Genomic DNA, 15,836 nt, shown 5'->3' with positions numbered 1-15,836 from the left:
CCGTGATCCTACTGCTCGGAGCTGTCGGTCTCGATGGGTGCGCGGTGTGCGCGGATGGCGTCGACGGTCGTCGCGACGCCCTGCCGGAACGGGACGAAGGTGCGGTCGCCGACCTGCGGCAGCACCGCGGACCGCATCCGGAGGTCGAGTCCCTGGAAGGTGGCCGAGGGGTCCGCGCCCTCGCGGATGTCGAGACGCGTGCCGATGGCCTGCTCGACGGCGTCGATGACGTCGGCGATGGTCGCGGGCTGCCCCGAGGAGAGGATCTTCGTCACCGCCGCGGGCGACGGGCCCTGCTCGACGAGGTCGAGGGTCTGCAGGACCATGTCCACCGCGTCGTCGATGTAGAGGTAGTCGCGGGTGGTGGACATCGGGACGTAGATCGACGACGGACGACCCTCGAGGTGCGCGAGGGTGAGCTGCGACACGAGCCCCTGCGGCTTCCGGAGGTTCGCGCCGGGACCGTACAGGTTCGAGATCCGACCGACCACGAGCCGTGCGCCGGTGGCGTCCGCCCATCCGCGGAACTGCGCCTCCGCCGCCAGCTTCGCGTGACCGTACGGCGCGAGCGGAGCGGGCTCGGTGCCCTCGTCGAAGGGTGGCGCGTCGCTGCCGGCGTACACCGCTCCGGCGGAGGACGCGAAGAACACCGTGCCCGGACCGGACCGGTCGTCACGGGTCGCGTCGAGGACCCGGGCGATCAGCCGCTGCTCCTCGTCGAAGACCTCGGCCCCGGTCGCGACGACCCCGGTGCCCGCGCACCAGAGGAGCCGCCAGGGAGCCGGACCGGAACGGAGCCCGCGGACGGCGTGGACGAGCGCCGACACGGCGGCGTCCTGGTCGTCCCACGGCACGCGCGCGGCCACGGGGTCGGTACCCCGCGCCGTGAGCGAGCGGTGGACGGCACCGCCGAGGAACCCCCCGGCGCCGACCACCAGCGTGGACGGGTCCGTCACGCGCTGAAGACCCCGGCAGCGGTCGCCGCGTGCAGCGCCTCGCGCCAGTCCCGCATCGGTGCCAGGCCCGCGCGGGACCAACCGTCGTGGCCGAGCACGCTGTACGCCGGGCGCGGCGCCGGACGGACGAAGGCCGCGCTGTCGGTGGGGAGCACCCGCTCCGGGTCGAGCCCGTTCTCGGAGAAGATCGCGCGGGTGAAGTCGTACCAGGAGCCCTGCCCGCTGTTCGTGCCGTGGTAGGTGCCGGCCGGGGCGTCGGCGTCGAGCATCTCGACGATCCGCGCCGCGAGGTCCCCGGTCCACGTGGGCTGCCCCACCTGGTCCGTCACGACGCTGACGGTGTCGTGCGTCGCCGCGAGCCGGAGCATCGTCGCCGCGAAGTTCGGCCCGTGCGCGCCGTAGATCCACGCGGTGCGGACGACGTACGACGAGTCCGGGGCGATCTCGCGCACCAGGGCCTCGCCCGCCGCCTTGGTCCGCCCGTAGGCGTTGAGCGGGTCGGTCGGGGCGTCCTCGGCGTACGGCGCCGTCCCGTTGCCGTCGAACACGTAGTCCGTCGAGATCGTCACGAGCTTGGCGCCGTGCCGGACCGCGGCCTCGGCGAGCAGCGCCGGGCCCGTGGCGTTGACCGACTGGGCGTCGTCCTCGTGGGTCTCCGCGTCGTCCACCTTCGTGTAGGCGGCCGAGTTGATGACGACGTCGTGCCCGGCGACCGCGGCGTCCACGGCTGCCGGGTCGGTGATGTCGAGCTCGGCACGGGAACGTGCGGTGACGTCACGGCCGGCGAGGGCGTGCTGGAGGTCGTGGCCGAGCATGCCGGCAGCGCCGGTGATGAGGTACCGGGTCATGGTGTCGCTTCCGTGTCGGTGGTGGTCGTCCGGGTGCTCGCTCAGGAGAGGGCGGCGCGCTCCTTGAGCGGCTCCCACCAGGAGCGGTTGTCGCGGTACCACTGCACGACGTCGGCGAGGCCCTGCTCGAACGGCACCTGCGGCTCGTAGCCCAGCTCGGCCTGGATCTTCGAGATGTCCACCGAGTAGCGGAGGTCGTGTCCGAGGCGGTCGGCGACGCGGTCGACGTACGACCAGTCCTTGCCGGTCGCGTCGAGGAGGAGCTGCGTGAGCTCCTTGTTCGTCAGCTCGGTGCCGCCGCCGATGTTGTAGATCTCGCCCGCGCGGCCCTTGGTGAGCACGAGCGCGATGCCGCGGGTGTGGTCGTCGACGTGCAGCCAGTCGCGGATGTTGTTGCCCTCGCCGTACAGCGGGACGTGCACGTCGTCGATCAGGTTCGTGACGAAGAGCGGGATGACCTTCTCGGGGAAGTGGTACGGCCCGTAGTTGTTCGAGCAGCGCGTGATCGAGAGGTTCAGCCCGTGGGTGCGGTGGTAGCTGCGGGCGAGCAGGTCGCTGCCGGCCTTCGACGCCGAGTACGGCGAGTTCGGCTCGAGCGGGCGCTCCTCGTCCCACGAGCCCTCGCTGATCGACCCGTAGACCTCGTCGGTCGAGACGTGCACGAACCGCTCGGTGCCGTGCCGGAGCGCCGCGTCGAGCAGACGCTGGGTGCCGACCACGTTCGTCTCGACGAAGATGCCGGAGTCGCGGACCGACCGGTCGACGTGGGACTCGGCGGCGAAGTGCACGATCGCGTCGATGCCGGGGATGACCTCGTCGAGCTTCTCGGCGTCGCGGATGTCGCCCTGCACGAAGGTGTAGCGCGGCGAGTCCGAGACGGGTGCGAGGTTCTCGAGGTTGCCCGAGTAGGTGAGTGCGTCGTACACGACGACCTCGGCGCCCTCGAGCCCGGGGTACGCGTCCTGCAGGGTGCGTCGGACGAAGTTCGAGCCGATGAAGCCGGCTCCGCCGGTGACGAGGATCTTCACGAGGTCTGGTTCCTTTTCGGAGTCGGGACGTTGGATCGATTGACGATACTAGGGTGTCACGCCTGCGGCGGCGCCGGTGCGGGGCCCGCGGCCGTGGGTGTCATGCCTGCGGTTCCGCCGGTGCGGGGCTCGCGGCCCCTCGGCCCCGGCGCTTCCGGCGGCGCCGGACGAGCACGGTGACGACGATGCAGGTGAGCACCGCGACGACGACGGCGGCGCCGCTCAGCAGGTACCCGGCCCGGGCGCCGGGCACGGCGTACTGCAGCGCCACGGTGTGCTCGCCCGCGGGGACCCACACGGCGGCGCCGGCGTCGTCGGCCGCGACGAGACGGGTCGGCTCGCCGTCGACGGTCGCCGTCCACCCGGAACGCTGGAGCGAGTCGGCGACGACCACCCAACCACCGGCGGTGGCGTCCACCTTCGCGACGGTCCGGTTGACGTCGTCGCCCTGCAGCCTGATCGTCGCGGTGCCGTCCGGGTCGGCCGTGTGCGTCGACGGAGCGCTGAGCACGACGGTGGAGTCCGGCAGCGACTGCTCGGCGAGGGTCCGGACCCGTGCGGTCTGGGTCCGCTCGACGACCTGGTCGGACGCCCAGCGCACGCGGGGCAGGGCGTCGCCGCGCTCGTAGATCGTCGCGTCGCCGGTGTGCACGACGGAGACCCCGTCGCCGCTGACCGGTCGGGTGATGCTCATCACGGCGTCGCCGGCGTCGTCCGTGCCGATCGGCACGAGCTTGTCCTGCCCGGTGACGCTGATGCGGATGTGCCACGACGTCGATGCGGGGATGGTCGACCCCTCGAGCGCGACGTTCCGCGGTCCGCCCAGGCCGGGGACCCAGCTCGACGTGGACGCGAGCGTCTTGCCGGAGCCGTCCGCGACGATCTCGACGCGCAGGGTCATGCCCTTCGCGGACGTCGTCGGTGCCGGCGGTCCGGTGAACGTGATGCCGTTGACCGGGCCGGTGTGGCTGGCCGAGTCGACCGACGGGTTCGCGGCCGTCAGGTCCGACCACTTCGTCTGCGCAGCGCCCGGTTCGGCGGTGCCGGCGAGCGGGGCGGACGGGTCGGCCACGAGGTACTTCGTGCTGAGCCGGTCGAGGATCCCCGACGTGGCGAGCGACGGCATGAGGTTCGGCTCGAAGGTGAGGTAGGTCGCCGTCGGGTACGTGTCCGGGTCGACGGCCCGCATGAGGGTCTTCCACTCGCTCGTCTGGAACGCGTGGCCCGTGGTCTCACGGATCTGCCAGTAGGACGAGGACCCCGGGAGCATGGCGCTGCCGGTGGTGGCGTAGCGGTCCTGGTCGGAGACGTGCTCCTTCAGGTAGTCGATCGCCGGGGTGGTCGGGTAGAACGTCGAGGTCGACGCGATCGGCCACCAGGGGAGCGTGACCACGACGGCGGGTGCGGCGACGAGCGCGACCACGCCGACCGAGGCGATCGTGGTGAGCACGCGCGAGCGCAGCACCCAGACGAGCACGACGAGCACCACGGTGGCGATGCCGAGCACGCCCACCGTGAGGATCTCGACCTTCGTGCGGTGCACGTACTGCTCGGAGATCGGGGCGATCGCCAGCAGGGTCTGCACCCCGACGCCGACGGCGACGAACAGCACCACGGCGATCGCGAGGACCCGTCCGGTGCGGCGGAGGGGACCGGCCGACCGGAAGCGCGCGAGTTCGTCGCGGAGGTTCTCGGGCTGCACGAGGCGCCCGAAGCCGACACCGGCCATCGCGGCCGCGAGGAACATCACGACGACGCGGGCGCGCCCGATCGGGTTGGTGTCGAAGACCGGGAGCTCGCGGACGGCGGAGAGGACGGGGCCGCCCAGGTAGACGATGACGACGGCGAGGGCGAGCATCGACGCGACGATGGCGACGACGCCGTGCGTGCGGGCCGTCCTGTTCCGCACCGCCGGCCGGATGAGGACCGCCGCCGCGATGAGCACGACCGCCGCGACCCCGAGGTACGAGTACTCCTCGACCGGGTTGCGGATGCCCCATGCCGGCCCGGTGCTCTGCACGAACGAGATGTCCGGCACCCACGCGCTGACGAGCGGCGGGACCCCGAGGCCGTTCGGGCCGCTCTGCCCGCGGCCGCTGAAGTCGACCAGGCTCGTGGCGTTGATCGCGAAGGGGACGAGCTGCCACGCCGACAGCAGCAACCCGAACACGATGCCGCCGACCGCGATGACGCCGCTGCCCACGACCGGCAACCACCGGCGGTGCGCGACGATCGTGCGGACGAGGAAGTACAGGCCGCCGATGAAGAGCGCGTACCCGACGATCGCCGGGAACCCGCCGAGCAGCATCGACGCGAGGGGCACGGCCACCGCGATGACGTCCCGCGCACGGAGTTCCACCGCGGCGCGGTCGATCGCCCAGAAGAGCAGCGGGATGAACGCCGCGACGCGGGTCTGAGGCCAGTTCGACCAGGCGACCATGAAGCCGGACGACGAGTAGACGAGGGCCGCGATCGCCCAGCCGGCGCGGGGGACACCCCAGCGGCGCAGCAGGAGCGACATGCCGACGGTGACGACGACGATCTCGAGCAGCTTCACCATGCCGGGGGCGTAGGCGAGGGGGAGGATCCACCAGGGCAGCGAGAGCGGCGACCAGGCGCCGGAGTCGGGGATGCCGCCGAGCTCGGCGCCACCGGCGACGTAGGGGTTCCAGGCGGCGAAGACGCCCTCGTGTGCCAGCCGGGTGAGGAGCGAGGTCTGCGGGGCGACGGTGTCGATCGTGTCGCTGTTGAGGATGTTCGTCGAGTTCGTCATCGAGCGGAGCGACTCGCCCCACGGCGTGTACCGGCTGAGGAGCCCGGTGTTGAGGAAGGTGCCGTGGCCGATCAGTGCCGGGCCGAGCGTCCAGACCACGAAGGCGGCGAGACCGGCCCAGGCCGCGATCTCCACCCAGCTGCCGGGGCGCCGCAGCCAGAGCGCGAAGCGCGTCCGCCGGTCGAGCACGGACGCGTCGCGCTCAGTCGCCATACCGCTGCAGCTTCTGCAGGTCGAGCTGCTCCTCGGCGAGGGTGCGGTTCAACCGGGTCAGGTCCGCGACGACGCCGATCACGATCGCGAGCACCGCCGTGATGAGGAGGACCACCCCGAGGATGATCGACTGCAGGTGGTTGCCGCCGGTCTGCATCGCGAGGAGCACGAGGTAGCGGACGAGCGGCCAGAGGCCCAGGACACCGAGGACGGCCGCGACCCAGAGGAACAGCGCCATCGGCCGGTACATGAGGTACACCCGGGCGATCGCCGAGCCGGACTGGAACATGTGCTGCCAGATGTTCTTGAACAGCCGGGACTCGCGGGTCTTCGGGTTGGTCGTGATCGGGATCGACGCGATCGCGAGCCGCTTGTAGCCGGCCTGCACGATGGTCTCCATGCAGTAGCTGAAGCGCGTGACGATGTTGAGCCGGATGAGCGAGTACTTCGAGTAGGCGCGGAACCCGCTCGCGGCGTCGGGCAGGTCGAGCCCGGCGGCACGGGACGCGACCCAGGAGCCGAAGCGCTGCATGAGCTTCTTGAAGCCGGAGAAGTGCTCGATCGTCCGGGTCTGCCGGTCGCCGATGACGATCTCCGCTTCCTTGCGGAGGATCGGCTGGACGAGCTCGGTGATCTGCGACTGCGGGTACTGGTTGTCACCGTCGGTGTTCACGACGATGTCGGCGCCGTGCAGCAGCGCGTAGTCGACGCCGTCCCGGAACGAACGCGCGAGCCCCATGTTCGTGGTGTGGTGCACGAAGTGCTTGACGCCGTGCTCCTTGGCGACCTCGACCGTGCGGTCGGTGCTGCCGTCGTTGATCACCAGGATCTCGATCTCGTCGATGCCGTCGATCTGGCGCGGGATCGAGTCGATGACGCTGGCGAGGGTGTTCTCCTCGTTGAGGCAGGGGATCTGGACGAATAGCTTCACGGGTCGCGGTGTCTCGTTTCAGGGAGTCGGCACGTGCTCGAAACCAGCACAGCCTACGCGACCGGGGTGTCCGGTACCGCCGAGGGTCCCCGTGTCGCTCCCGATGTGTGGTGTACCACACGGCTTGCTAGGCTGCTCCGGTGCAGATCCGCGAACTGAAGATCCCCGGCGCGTGGGAGTTCACGCCCGTCCAGCACGGCGACGCACGAGGAGCATTCCTCGAGGCGTACCGGGCCGACGTCCTCGAGCAGACCGTCGGTCACCCGCTTGACCTCCGTCAGGTGAACATGTCGATCTCCGCGGCCGGTGTCGCCCGGGGCATCCACTACGCCCTCGTCGCGCCGAGCCAGGCCAAGTACGTGACCGCCGTCCGTGGCGCGTTCATCGACTACATCATCGACATCCGCGTCGGCTCGCCGACGTTCGGGCAGTGGGACTCGGTCCGGATCGACGACGTCGACCGCAAGGCCGTCTACCTGTCCGAGGGTCTCGGCCACGCGATCGTCGCGCTCGAGGACCAGTCGACCGTGAACTACCTCGTGAGCGCCCACTACGACCCGGAGCGCGAGAAGGGGATCACCATCCTCGACCCGACCGTGGGGCTCACCCTGCCGGACGGACTCGGCGAGCCCGTCCTCTCCGAGAAGGACACCACCGCGCCGACGCTCGAGGAAGCCGCCGCACAGGGGCTGCTGCCGACGTACGAGGAGTGCGTCGCCTACACCGAGTCCCTCCGCACGAACAAGTAACGAACGAAGGAAGACGATCCCGATGAAGGGCATCATCCTCGCCGGCGGTTCCGGCACGCGCCTCTGGCCGATCACCAAGGGCATCAGCAAGCAGCTCATGCCGATCTACGACAAGCCGATGGTCTACTACCCCCTGTCGACCCTCATGATGGCGGGCATCCGCGAGGTCCTCGTCATCACGACGCCGGAGTACAACGACCAGTTCCGGGCGCTGCTCGGCGACGGCTCGGCCCTCGGCATGGAGATCCAGTACGCCGTGCAGCCGAGCCCGGACGGCCTGGCGCAGGCGTTCGTCATCGGTGAGGAGTTCATCGGCGACGACAGCGTCGCCCTGGTCCTCGGCGACAACATCTTCCACGGCACGGGGCTCGGCACGAACCTCCGGAAGAACACCGAGGTCGACGGCGCGACGATCTTCGCGTACCACGTGGCCGACCCGAAGGCGTACGGCGTCGTCGAGTTCGACGACGCCTTCTCCGCGGTCTCCATCGAGGAGAAGCCGACCGAGCCGAAGTCGAACTACGCCGTTCCCGGCCTGTACTTCTACGACAACAAGGTCATCGAGATCGCGAAGACGATCGAGCCGAGCGCCCGTGGCGAGCTCGAGATCTCGACCGTCAACGAGCGCTACCTCGAGGCGGGGGAACTCGGCGTCCAGGTCCTCGACCGCGGGACCGCCTGGCTCGACACCGGCACGTTCGAGTCGATGATGCAGGCGTCGGAGTACGTGAAGGTCATCGAGGACCGTCAGGGCTTCAAGATCGGCTGCATCGAGGAGATCGCCTGGCGCAACGGCTGGATCGACGACGCACAGCTCGCCGACCTCGCCGCACCGCTCGTCAAGGGCGGCTACGGCGTGTACCTGCAGCGACTGCTCGCCGCCTGATCCGCCCGTGGCGTCGGTCCCGCGCTGGCTCGGTGGACGTCGCCGTCGCGACGGCGCGTCCGCCGGTCCGGTGTCCGGCCTGGAGGCGCGCCCCGCGTCGGTGACGCCGCCGCCGGCCGTGCGCGTGGCCGGGTTCGACGGCCCCCTGCCGCACCTCGACCGCGCGGTCACCGTGGTCGTCACCACACGGTCGGACCGGCACGCCGAGGTTCCCCGACTCGTGGACACCGCCCAGCTGGCCTTCGGCGTCGACGCCGACGTGCGTGTCGTCAGCTACGTCGCGGACGCCGCACCCCGGGACGCCTTCGACCCGCGCCTGCCCTGGGTCCGGTCGGACCCGGTCGACGGTCTCGGTTCGGCGATCAACGCGGGCGTCGCGCCCGGGGTCGGGCGGACGCTCGTCGTCGTCGACACCTCGGTCGAGCTCGGTGCCGGCGCGCTCGTCGCGTTCGCCCGCGACGTCGGACGACCGACGACGGCCCGTGTCCGCACCGCCGACGGCGCATGGCGGAACGGGGCACGCCTCCTGCGCCCGGGAGCCCTGCCGTGGTCCGACGACCGGGCCGCCACGCCGGACGACCTCGTGTTCGGTGCGGATCAGCCGGTGGTCACGATGCCGCAGTGGGCGGTCGTGCCGGCCCCGTGCCTCCCGGACGAACGCACGACCCTGACCGCCTGGACCGCGTCTGCCGCCGAGGCGATCGAGACGGCGGTCCGCACCCGTGACGTGGGCGACGTCGTCCGGGTCGTCGAGCCCGGCCGCACCGTGGACCAGGCGACGGTCGACGTCGTCGTGCGGTGGCGTGACCGGGCCCGGATGACCGCCGGCCGGCTCGGGTCCGACGTGGTCGCCGGTCCACCACTGCCGCCGTGGGGTGCACGGCCGGTGTCGCCGACGAAGCGGTCGTCGGACCCCGGTGGCCAGCTGGCGTGGTCGATCAAGATCGCCGCACCCGCCGGACCCGAGGGCGACGGCTGGGGCGACGTGCACTTCGCCGCCGAGCTCGCCGGGGCGCTGGAGCGGCTCGGCCAACACGTCCGGATCGACCGGCGGGACGCCCACGTGCGCGACGACGACGGCACCGACGACGTCACCCTCGTGATCCGCGGCCTCGACCGGGTGCCGCCGAACCCGGCCTCGGTGAACCTGCTCTGGGTGATCAGCCACCCGGACGACGTCACCGACACCGAGCTCCGGTCGTTCGACCGGGCGTTCGCGGCCGGTCCGGTGTGGGCCGCCGATGCCGCGGAGCGCTCCGGCGTGCCGGTGCGCACCCTGTTGCAGGCGACGGACCCGACGGTGTTCCGGCCGGCGGCGGCCTCCGCGACGACCGAGGACGCCGGGCACGTGGTCTTCGTCGGGTCCACCCGCGGAGCGTCTCGCCCGGTGGTGGCCGACGCCGTCGCACTCGGGGCCGACCTCCGGGTGCACGGTCCGGGCTGGGAGTCGCTCGTGCCGTCGTCGTCGCTCGGGTCGCCGTCGCTGTCGCGCGACGAGGTCGCCCGGGCCTACGCGTCGGCCCGGGTGGTGCTGAACGACCACTGGCCGGACATGGCGGCGGGCGGCTTCGTGTCGAACCGGGTGTTCGACGTGCTGGCGTCCGGGGGCGTCGTCGTCACGGACGTGGTCGCCGGGCTCGCCGACGTGCTCGACGTCCCCACGGTGGCGGTCGCCGCGTCGCGGCACGAGCTCGCCACCCTGCTCGATCCAGCGCGCCCGTGGCCGTCGCCGGCGGAGCGCACGGCGATCGCGACCCGGATCGCCGCCGAGCACTCGTTCGACGCCCGCGCCCGGGTCCTGCTCGACGCCGCACGCGCCGAGCGCAGCCGCCTGCGCTCCTGACCGGCGCGACTCCGAGCCGGACCCGCGGGAGCTGCGCACAACCACAGTTCCGCCGAACCGCGCGATCGCACGGTTCGCGATGACTTCGGTTGTGCGGCGGCACGCGCGCCGACGACGGACCGCGCCCGCACTCGGCGCCCGCACCACCCGCCCGAGCTACTTGCGCGTCACCCAGCGGGCACGGACGGCCAGGCCGAAGCGCAGCACGAGCCGGAGCGGCCACAGCCACCACGCCCGGTACTTCCGCGACAGGAACCGGTAGGCGCTCCGGTGGTGCTCGATCTCCATCCGGCGCCGGTTCGACGACGTCGAGTGGGCCCCGGTGTGCGTGACCACGGCGGTCGGCACGTAGAGGTTCGCGTGCCCGGCGAGCCCGACGCGCTGCCCGAGGTCGACGTCCTCGAAGTACATGAAGTACGACTCGTCGAAGCCCCCGAGCTGCCGGAACAGGTCGGTGCGGATGAGGAAGCACGCACCGGAGAGCCAGCCGGCCTCACGCTCGACGACCTGCGTGGTCGACCAGTACCGCTGGCTCCAGGGGTTCGCCGGCCAGAAGCGGGAGAACGCCGCGTGGCCGAGGCCGGTGCGGAGCGAGGGGAGCCGCCGGGCCGACGGGTAGGTCTCGCCCTGGTCGTCGAGGATCCGCGGACCGAACGACCCGCCGTCGGGCAGGCGGTCGGCGGCGGCGACGAGCTCGTCGATCGAGCCCGGCTCGAGGACGACGTCGGGGTTCGTGACGAGCAGGAACTCCGGACGGACGTCGGGCAGGACGTCGTCGAGCGCGGCGAGTGCGGCGTCGATCCCGCCGCCGTACCCGCGGTTGCCGCCGGAGGACACCACGACGGCCCCGTAGGACTCGCCGATCGCCCGGAGTGCGTCTATGTCGGCGGACCCGTTGTCGGCGATGACGACGGCGACCGGTGAGGACGATGCGGCCTCGATGCTCGCGAGGAACGGCCGGATCGTCTCACCGGTGTTGTAGGTGACGGTCAGCACCGCGACGCGGGTCATCGGGCACCCCCGGCGCCACGGCCGGCAGGAGTCCCACCTGCGGCGTCCTGGTACGCGGCGACGTGCACGGCCGCGGTGGCGTCCCACGTGAAGTCCTCGGCGCGCCGGAGCGCGGCGGCACGGTGCGAGGACACGGTCGAGGGCTCGTCGAGCAGCTGCGCGATCGCCGCGGCCAGCGCCGACGCGTCGGGCTCCGCGTAGACGGCCGCGTCCCCGCCGACCTCGGGCAGCGACAGGCGCCGGGTGGTGAGGACGCACGCGCCGGTCGCCATCGCCTCGACGACCGGCAGGCCGAAGCCCTCGCCGAGCGAGGGGTAGACGACGAACTCCGCGCCGCCGAGGAAACCGGAGAGGTCCTCGAGCGGCAGGTAGCCGGCCTCGACGACGTGGTCCGCGTCCTGCAGGGCGTCGAGCCGCTCGATCGCCTCGTCGTCCCAGCCGCGGGCGCCGGAGAGCACGAGCCACGGCGTGGGGGAGCCGGTGGCGTCGCGGGCGCCCCGGACGGCGGCGTAGGCGTCGAGCAGCGCGGTGACGTTCTTGCGCGGCTCGATCGTGCCGAGGAACGCGATCCACGCGGCGTCGTCGGGCAGGCCGGCGGCGATCCGGGCGTCCTCGACCTCGGCGGTGCTCGGCTCGTGGAACCGGGTGCGGTCGACCCCGAGCGGCGCGACGCGGACGTCGGCGCGGATGCCGCTGACGACCCGTGCGGCCTCGGACCCGGTGGCGGCACTCGGGACGATCACGACGGGGCGGGTGCGGAGCGACCGGCGGCTCCACCACGTGAAGAACGTGCGCTTGAGCCGCGAGTGCCACTCCGGGTTGGAGAAGAACGTGGCGTCGTGGAGCGTCACGACGGAACCCCGGTGCCAGGCGAACGGGAACGTGTAGTGCGGTGAGTGCAGCACCGCGGCCCCGAGTCGTCGGCCGAGCGCGGGCAGCCCGCTCTGCTCCCAGAGGAAGCGCAGTGGGACGGACTCCGTCCACGCCGGCGCCGTGTGCACGCGCACGTGCGGGGCGATCGCACGGAAGTGCGCGGCGTGGACCGGCCGGACCACGAGGTGCACGTCGAGCGACGGTTCCGTCAGGTGCGACACGACCCCTTCGACGTAGCGCCCGACACCGCCGAGGTTCTCCGGTACCGCGGTCCCGTCGATGAGGACGGTGAGCTGCGGCACGCGTGGTTCCTTCCGTGCGGGGACGCCGCGGCCGGGACCGTCGACGGGGGAGTGACCAGGATAGCCCGACCCGCTCATGCGCTCGGGTCCACGGCACGGCGTGGGACCGACGCGACCCGCGACTGTCGGGCGCGGTGCGCGAGGTGCGCGGGGAGGTGTCCGACCGCGTCGGCCAGCGCTGCCAGGACGAGCCGCGCCTCCCGGCGGGTGGGACCGTCGGCCAGTCCGCGCAGGCCGCGTGCCAGGGTGCGTGCGGCGGCCCGGAGCACCGTCGGCCACGGCGCGTGCCAGAGGGCGACGACCAGCCGGTTCCGCGCGTTGCGGAAGACGAAGAGGTCACTCCGGACGCCGGAGGACGCCGAGTGGTCGTGCACGACCACCGCGTCGGCCGCGTACTCGACGCGCCAGCCGCGGCGACGGAGCCGCCAGGCGAGTTCGGTGTCCTCGTAGTACATGAAGAAGGACTCATCGAGCAGTCCGACGTCGTCGAGTGCGGCGCGGCGGAGCGCGGACGCGCCGCCGGAGAAGCCGAAGACGGCGGTGTCGGCGACGCGGTCGGCCGGGGCGAACCAGTCGCGGTCCATGCCGTTGCCGTCACGGTCGATGCGGACGCCCGTCGAGTTGAGCCGGACCTCGCCGTCCGGCGACGGCACCCAGAGGTGGCCGTCGTGGTCGCGCAGCGCGCGTCCGTCGGGTGTCCGGCTGTCGTCGTCGCGCCGTGCACGACCGTCGGCTGCCGGGGTTCCGGCCTGGAGGCGCGACCAGCGTCCGGCGAGCACGATGCGGCCCGTCACCGCTGCGACGGCCGCAGGGGCGGCGACGAGGTGGTCGCGGAGGGCCGCGACGAACCCGGGAGCGGGCTCGGCGTCGTTGTTGAGCAGGACGACGATCTCGGCGTCCGTGTGCCGGATGCCGGCGTTCGCCCCGACCGCGAACCCGCCGTTGGTGTCCCGCGCGAGCACCGTGGCCTCCGGCAGGTCACGCCGGAGCACCGTCACGGAGTCGTCGGTGGAGCCGTTGTCGACCACGATCACCTGGTCGGCCGCGCCGTCGTCGAGGACGGCGCGCACCGCACGGGTGGTGAGGTCGGCGCGGTTCCAGTTGACGACGACGACCGCGGTGCGGGTGGCGTCGCCCGTCGGGGTCAGTCGAGCTCCTCGATGGAGGGCTTCGCGTAGACGCTGCCGACGGCGTCGCCGAACGAGGGGACCTCGAACGAGTCGCACTCGGGCAGGTCGTGGAGGTGCCGTCCCGCGGAGTCCATCATCGACACGTTGATGAAGTACTTGCCGGTGCCGAAGTTCGTGTCGGCGATCCGGAGGCGGAGCTTCCGACGGCCGTGCAGGGGCTCGAGGTGGATCCCCATGATGCCGGTCGTGGTGCCGTAGACGACCTGGCCGGCGGTGTTGTTGATCTGCACCGCGGCCTCCCAGTCGGCGACGCCGTCGAGGTGCTCGAACTCCATGTCGACGATGAGGTCGTCACCGGGGACGACCTGGTCGCGGTGCTGCTTGCCGTCCGGGTGCACGCTCGCACCGAGCACGGTGCCGCGCCCGACCGCCACGTCGGCGCTGAGTTCGCCGGAGCGGCGTTCCTCGAGCACGTCGCGGAACTTGCTGACGGCCTGGACCGCGTCGCCGTCGTGCAGGACCTTGCCCTTGTTGAGCAGGACCACACGGTCGCACATCTCCTGCACCTGGCTGAGGGAGTGCGTGACGATGATGATCGTCTTCCCCTGCTCTTGGAAGGAGCGGATGCGGTCGAGGCACTTGCGCTGGAACGCCTCGTCGCCGACCGCCAGGACCTCGTCGACCAGCAGGACGTCGGGGTCGGTGTGCACGGCGACCGCGAACGCGAGCCGCACGTACATGCCGGATGAGTAGAACTTCACCTGGGTGTCGATGAAGTCGCCGATGCCGGAGAACGCGAGGATGTCGTCGAAGCGCTCCTCGGTCTCCTTGCGGCTCAGGCCGAGCAGGGCGGCGTTGAGGAAGACGTTCTCGCGCCCGGACAGGTCGGGGTGGAAGCCGGCGCCGAGCTCGAGCAGGGCTGCCAGGCGACCGCGGCGGGCGACCGTGCCGGAGGTCGGCTGGATGATCCCGCCGATGGCCTTGAGCAGCGTCGACTTGCCGGAGCCGTTCTGGCCGATGAGACCGACGGTGGTGCCGGCCTGGATCGTGACGGTGACGTCGTCGAGCGCCCAGAAGTCCTGACGGTGCTTCCGGCCGGCGCGGCCCAGCGTGACGATGCGCTCGCGGATGGTGTTGTCCTTGCGGACGACGAACCGCTTGCGCACGTGGTCGATGACGATGACGTCGGGGCGCTCGGCGGTGGTGCCGGACGTCGACGGGGCGACGGGGGTGCTGATGGCCATGGTCTACAGCTCCTGCGCGAAGTTGCCCTGCAGACGGGAGAACACCCGCTGCGCGCCCAGCAGGCAGAACAGCCCGATGACGAACGCGATGCCGAGGCGGAGCATGAGGTGGCTCGGGTAGGTCACCGCTGCGGGGTCGTGGATCCAGATCGCGTTCTGCATGCCGAGGACCGACAGGGTGAGCGGGTTGTTCGTGTAGAGCGCGAGCAGCCAGTCCACCTTGAGGCGGTCGATCACCATCGAGTACGAGTACACGATCGGCGACGCCCAGAGCAGCACCATGAGGCCGACGTCGATGACGAACTGCACGTCGCGCAGGTAGACGTTGAGCGCGGAGAGCACGAGGCCGATCGCGGCGCCGTAGACCAGGATCACCAGCAGTGAGGGGATGAGGTAGACCAGCCCCTCGTGCCACGGGAACACTCCGATGGCGATCGTCGCGGCGATGAGGATGGCGAACTGGATGACGTAGTTCACCAGCGCGGCGCCGACGCTCGCGAGCGGGAAGACCTCTCGCGGGACGTAGACCTTCTTGATGAGGCCCGAGTTGCCGACGATCGAGCTGGTCGACCCGGCCACGATCTCGCTGAAGAGGGTGTACGCGCTGAGGCCCGTGAAGACGTAGATCGCGAAGTTGTCGATGCCCTTCGCCGCCCCGAGGACCTGACCCATCACGAAGTAGTAGATGAGCAGCTGGGTCAGCGGGCGCACGAGCGTCCACACGAACCCGAGCGCCGAGTCCTTGTACCGCGCCTTGAGGTCGCGACGGATGAGCATCCCGAGCATCTCGCGCTGCTGAAAGACGTCGCGGAGTTCTCGCCAGGTTCCTCGGATGGCGCTCGTCGGAGCGCCGATCACGACGAGGGGCTCCTTCGCGAGCGCCGCCATGCGGGCTTGATCGACCATTCGTCTCTTCGTTCGTGGGGGCAGGACCGGAACAGCATACTCATCGGGCATCCGGGCACGCCTGGGCGGAGCCGGAGTCCGTCGACCGCTGCACGACATGCGTCGTGCACCCCGAGCGGGGGTGAAAGTCCGCGGATTCAACC

General features: G+C 71.5%; 13 protein-coding genes. 3 read left to right on the top strand and 10 right to left on the bottom strand.

The genetic code is table 11. From position 1 onward, the window contains the following. Positions 1-8: 8 nt before the first annotated feature. From DEJ28_RS11855 to DEJ28_RS11835, 5 genes are all read right to left on the bottom strand, one after another. Positions 9-956, bottom strand: a complete 948-nt coding sequence (locus DEJ28_RS11855) for an NAD-dependent epimerase/dehydratase family protein (protein WP_181433645.1) — start codon at positions 954-956, stop codon at positions 9-11. Further along, entirely contained in the window at positions 953-1,804 is an 852-nt protein-coding gene (gene rfbD / locus DEJ28_RS11850) for a dTDP-4-dehydrorhamnose reductase (RefSeq protein ID WP_111114864.1), read from the bottom strand. The genes DEJ28_RS11855 and rfbD overlap by 4 nt, the downstream gene beginning before the upstream one ends. A gap of 41 nt (positions 1,805-1,845) precedes the next feature. Then, positions 1,846-2,832 (bottom strand): dTDP-glucose 4,6-dehydratase, encoded by a 987-nt coding sequence (gene rfbB / locus DEJ28_RS11845; RefSeq protein ID WP_111114865.1) that lies wholly within the window; start codon positions 2,830-2,832, stop codon positions 1,846-1,848. A gap of 100 nt (positions 2,833-2,932) precedes the next feature. Continuing rightward, complete coding sequence (locus DEJ28_RS11840) at positions 2,933-5,818, bottom strand: putative glycosyltransferase family protein (protein WP_111114866.1); 2,886 nt, start codon at positions 5,816-5,818, stop codon at positions 2,933-2,935. Beyond that, positions 5,808-6,749: a glycosyltransferase family 2 protein gene (locus tag DEJ28_RS11835; RefSeq protein WP_111114867.1), complete on the bottom strand. Its 942-nt coding sequence runs from the start codon at positions 6,747-6,749 to the stop codon at positions 5,808-5,810. The genes DEJ28_RS11840 and DEJ28_RS11835 overlap by 11 nt, the downstream gene beginning before the upstream one ends. Positions 6,750-6,889: 140 nt before the next feature. Between DEJ28_RS11835 and DEJ28_RS11830 the strand changes: the two genes are divergently transcribed. The 3 genes from DEJ28_RS11830 to DEJ28_RS11820 are packed head-to-tail and all read left to right on the top strand — an operon-like array spanning position 6,890 to position 10,227. Continuing rightward, positions 6,890-7,498, top strand: coding sequence for a dTDP-4-dehydrorhamnose 3,5-epimerase family protein (locus DEJ28_RS11830; RefSeq protein WP_111114868.1), 609 nt, complete (start codon positions 6,890-6,892; stop codon positions 7,496-7,498). A 22-nt stretch (positions 7,499-7,520) separates the two neighbouring features. Further along, entirely contained in the window at positions 7,521-8,384 is an 864-nt protein-coding gene (gene rfbA / locus DEJ28_RS11825; RefSeq protein WP_111114869.1) for a glucose-1-phosphate thymidylyltransferase RfbA, read from the top strand. A 7-nt stretch (positions 8,385-8,391) separates the two neighbouring features. Further along, positions 8,392-10,227 carry a glycosyltransferase family protein gene (locus DEJ28_RS11820; RefSeq protein WP_111114870.1) on the top strand — a complete coding sequence of 612 codons (1,836 nt, stop codon included), beginning with the start codon at positions 8,392-8,394 and terminating at the stop codon, positions 10,225-10,227. 156 nt (positions 10,228-10,383) lie between these two features. Here DEJ28_RS11820 and DEJ28_RS11815 read toward each other — a convergent pair whose 3' ends face one another. The 5 genes from DEJ28_RS11815 to DEJ28_RS11795 all read right to left on the bottom strand — a co-directional run bounded on the left by DEJ28_RS11815 (position 10,384) and on the right by DEJ28_RS11795 (position 15,693). Next, positions 10,384-11,238: a glycosyltransferase family 2 protein gene (locus DEJ28_RS11815; protein WP_111114871.1), complete on the bottom strand. Its 855-nt coding sequence runs from the start codon at positions 11,236-11,238 to the stop codon at positions 10,384-10,386. Further along, entirely contained in the window at positions 11,235-12,413 is a 1,179-nt protein-coding gene (locus DEJ28_RS11810; RefSeq protein ID WP_220034599.1) for a glycosyltransferase family 4 protein, read from the bottom strand. The genes DEJ28_RS11815 and DEJ28_RS11810 overlap by 4 nt, the downstream gene beginning before the upstream one ends. A 74-nt stretch (positions 12,414-12,487) precedes the next feature. Next, positions 12,488-13,639, bottom strand: a complete 1,152-nt coding sequence (locus DEJ28_RS11805; protein WP_111114873.1) for a glycosyltransferase family 2 protein — start codon at positions 13,637-13,639, stop codon at positions 12,488-12,490. After that, positions 13,558-14,787, bottom strand: a complete 1,230-nt coding sequence (locus tag DEJ28_RS11800) for an ABC transporter ATP-binding protein (RefSeq protein WP_111114874.1) — start codon at positions 14,785-14,787, stop codon at positions 13,558-13,560. The genes DEJ28_RS11805 and DEJ28_RS11800 overlap by 82 nt, the downstream gene beginning before the upstream one ends. Positions 14,788-14,790: 3 nt before the next feature. After that, complete coding sequence (locus tag DEJ28_RS11795; RefSeq protein ID WP_111114875.1) at positions 14,791-15,693, bottom strand: ABC transporter permease; 903 nt, start codon at positions 15,691-15,693, stop codon at positions 14,791-14,793. Positions 15,694-15,836: the final 143 nt, after the last annotated feature.

This window comes from Curtobacterium sp. MCPF17_002, assembly GCF_003234115.2.
GTDB lineage: Bacteria > Actinomycetota > Actinomycetes > Actinomycetales > Microbacteriaceae > Curtobacterium.
This window is presented reverse-complemented; position numbering and strand designations above follow the sequence as displayed.

Coding starts and splice junctions, on each gene's coding strand:
- rfbD (WP_111114864.1), bottom strand. CDS start 1,804: ATGACCCGGTACCTCATCACCGGCGCTGCCGGCATGCTCGGCCACGAC.
- DEJ28_RS11840 (WP_111114866.1), bottom strand. CDS start 5,818: ATGGCGACTGAGCGCGACGCGTCCGTGCTCGACCGGCGGACGCGCTTC.
- rfbA (WP_111114869.1), top strand. CDS start 7,521: ATGAAGGGCATCATCCTCGCCGGCGGTTCCGGCACGCGCCTCTGGCCG.
- DEJ28_RS11815 (WP_111114871.1), bottom strand. CDS start 11,238: ATGACCCGCGTCGCGGTGCTGACCGTCACCTACAACACCGGTGAGACG.
- DEJ28_RS11800 (WP_111114874.1), bottom strand. CDS start 14,787: ATGGCCATCAGCACCCCCGTCGCCCCGTCGACGTCCGGCACCACCGCC.
- DEJ28_RS11795 (WP_111114875.1), bottom strand. CDS start 15,693: ATGGTCGATCAAGCCCGCATGGCGGCGCTCGCGAAGGAGCCCCTCGTC.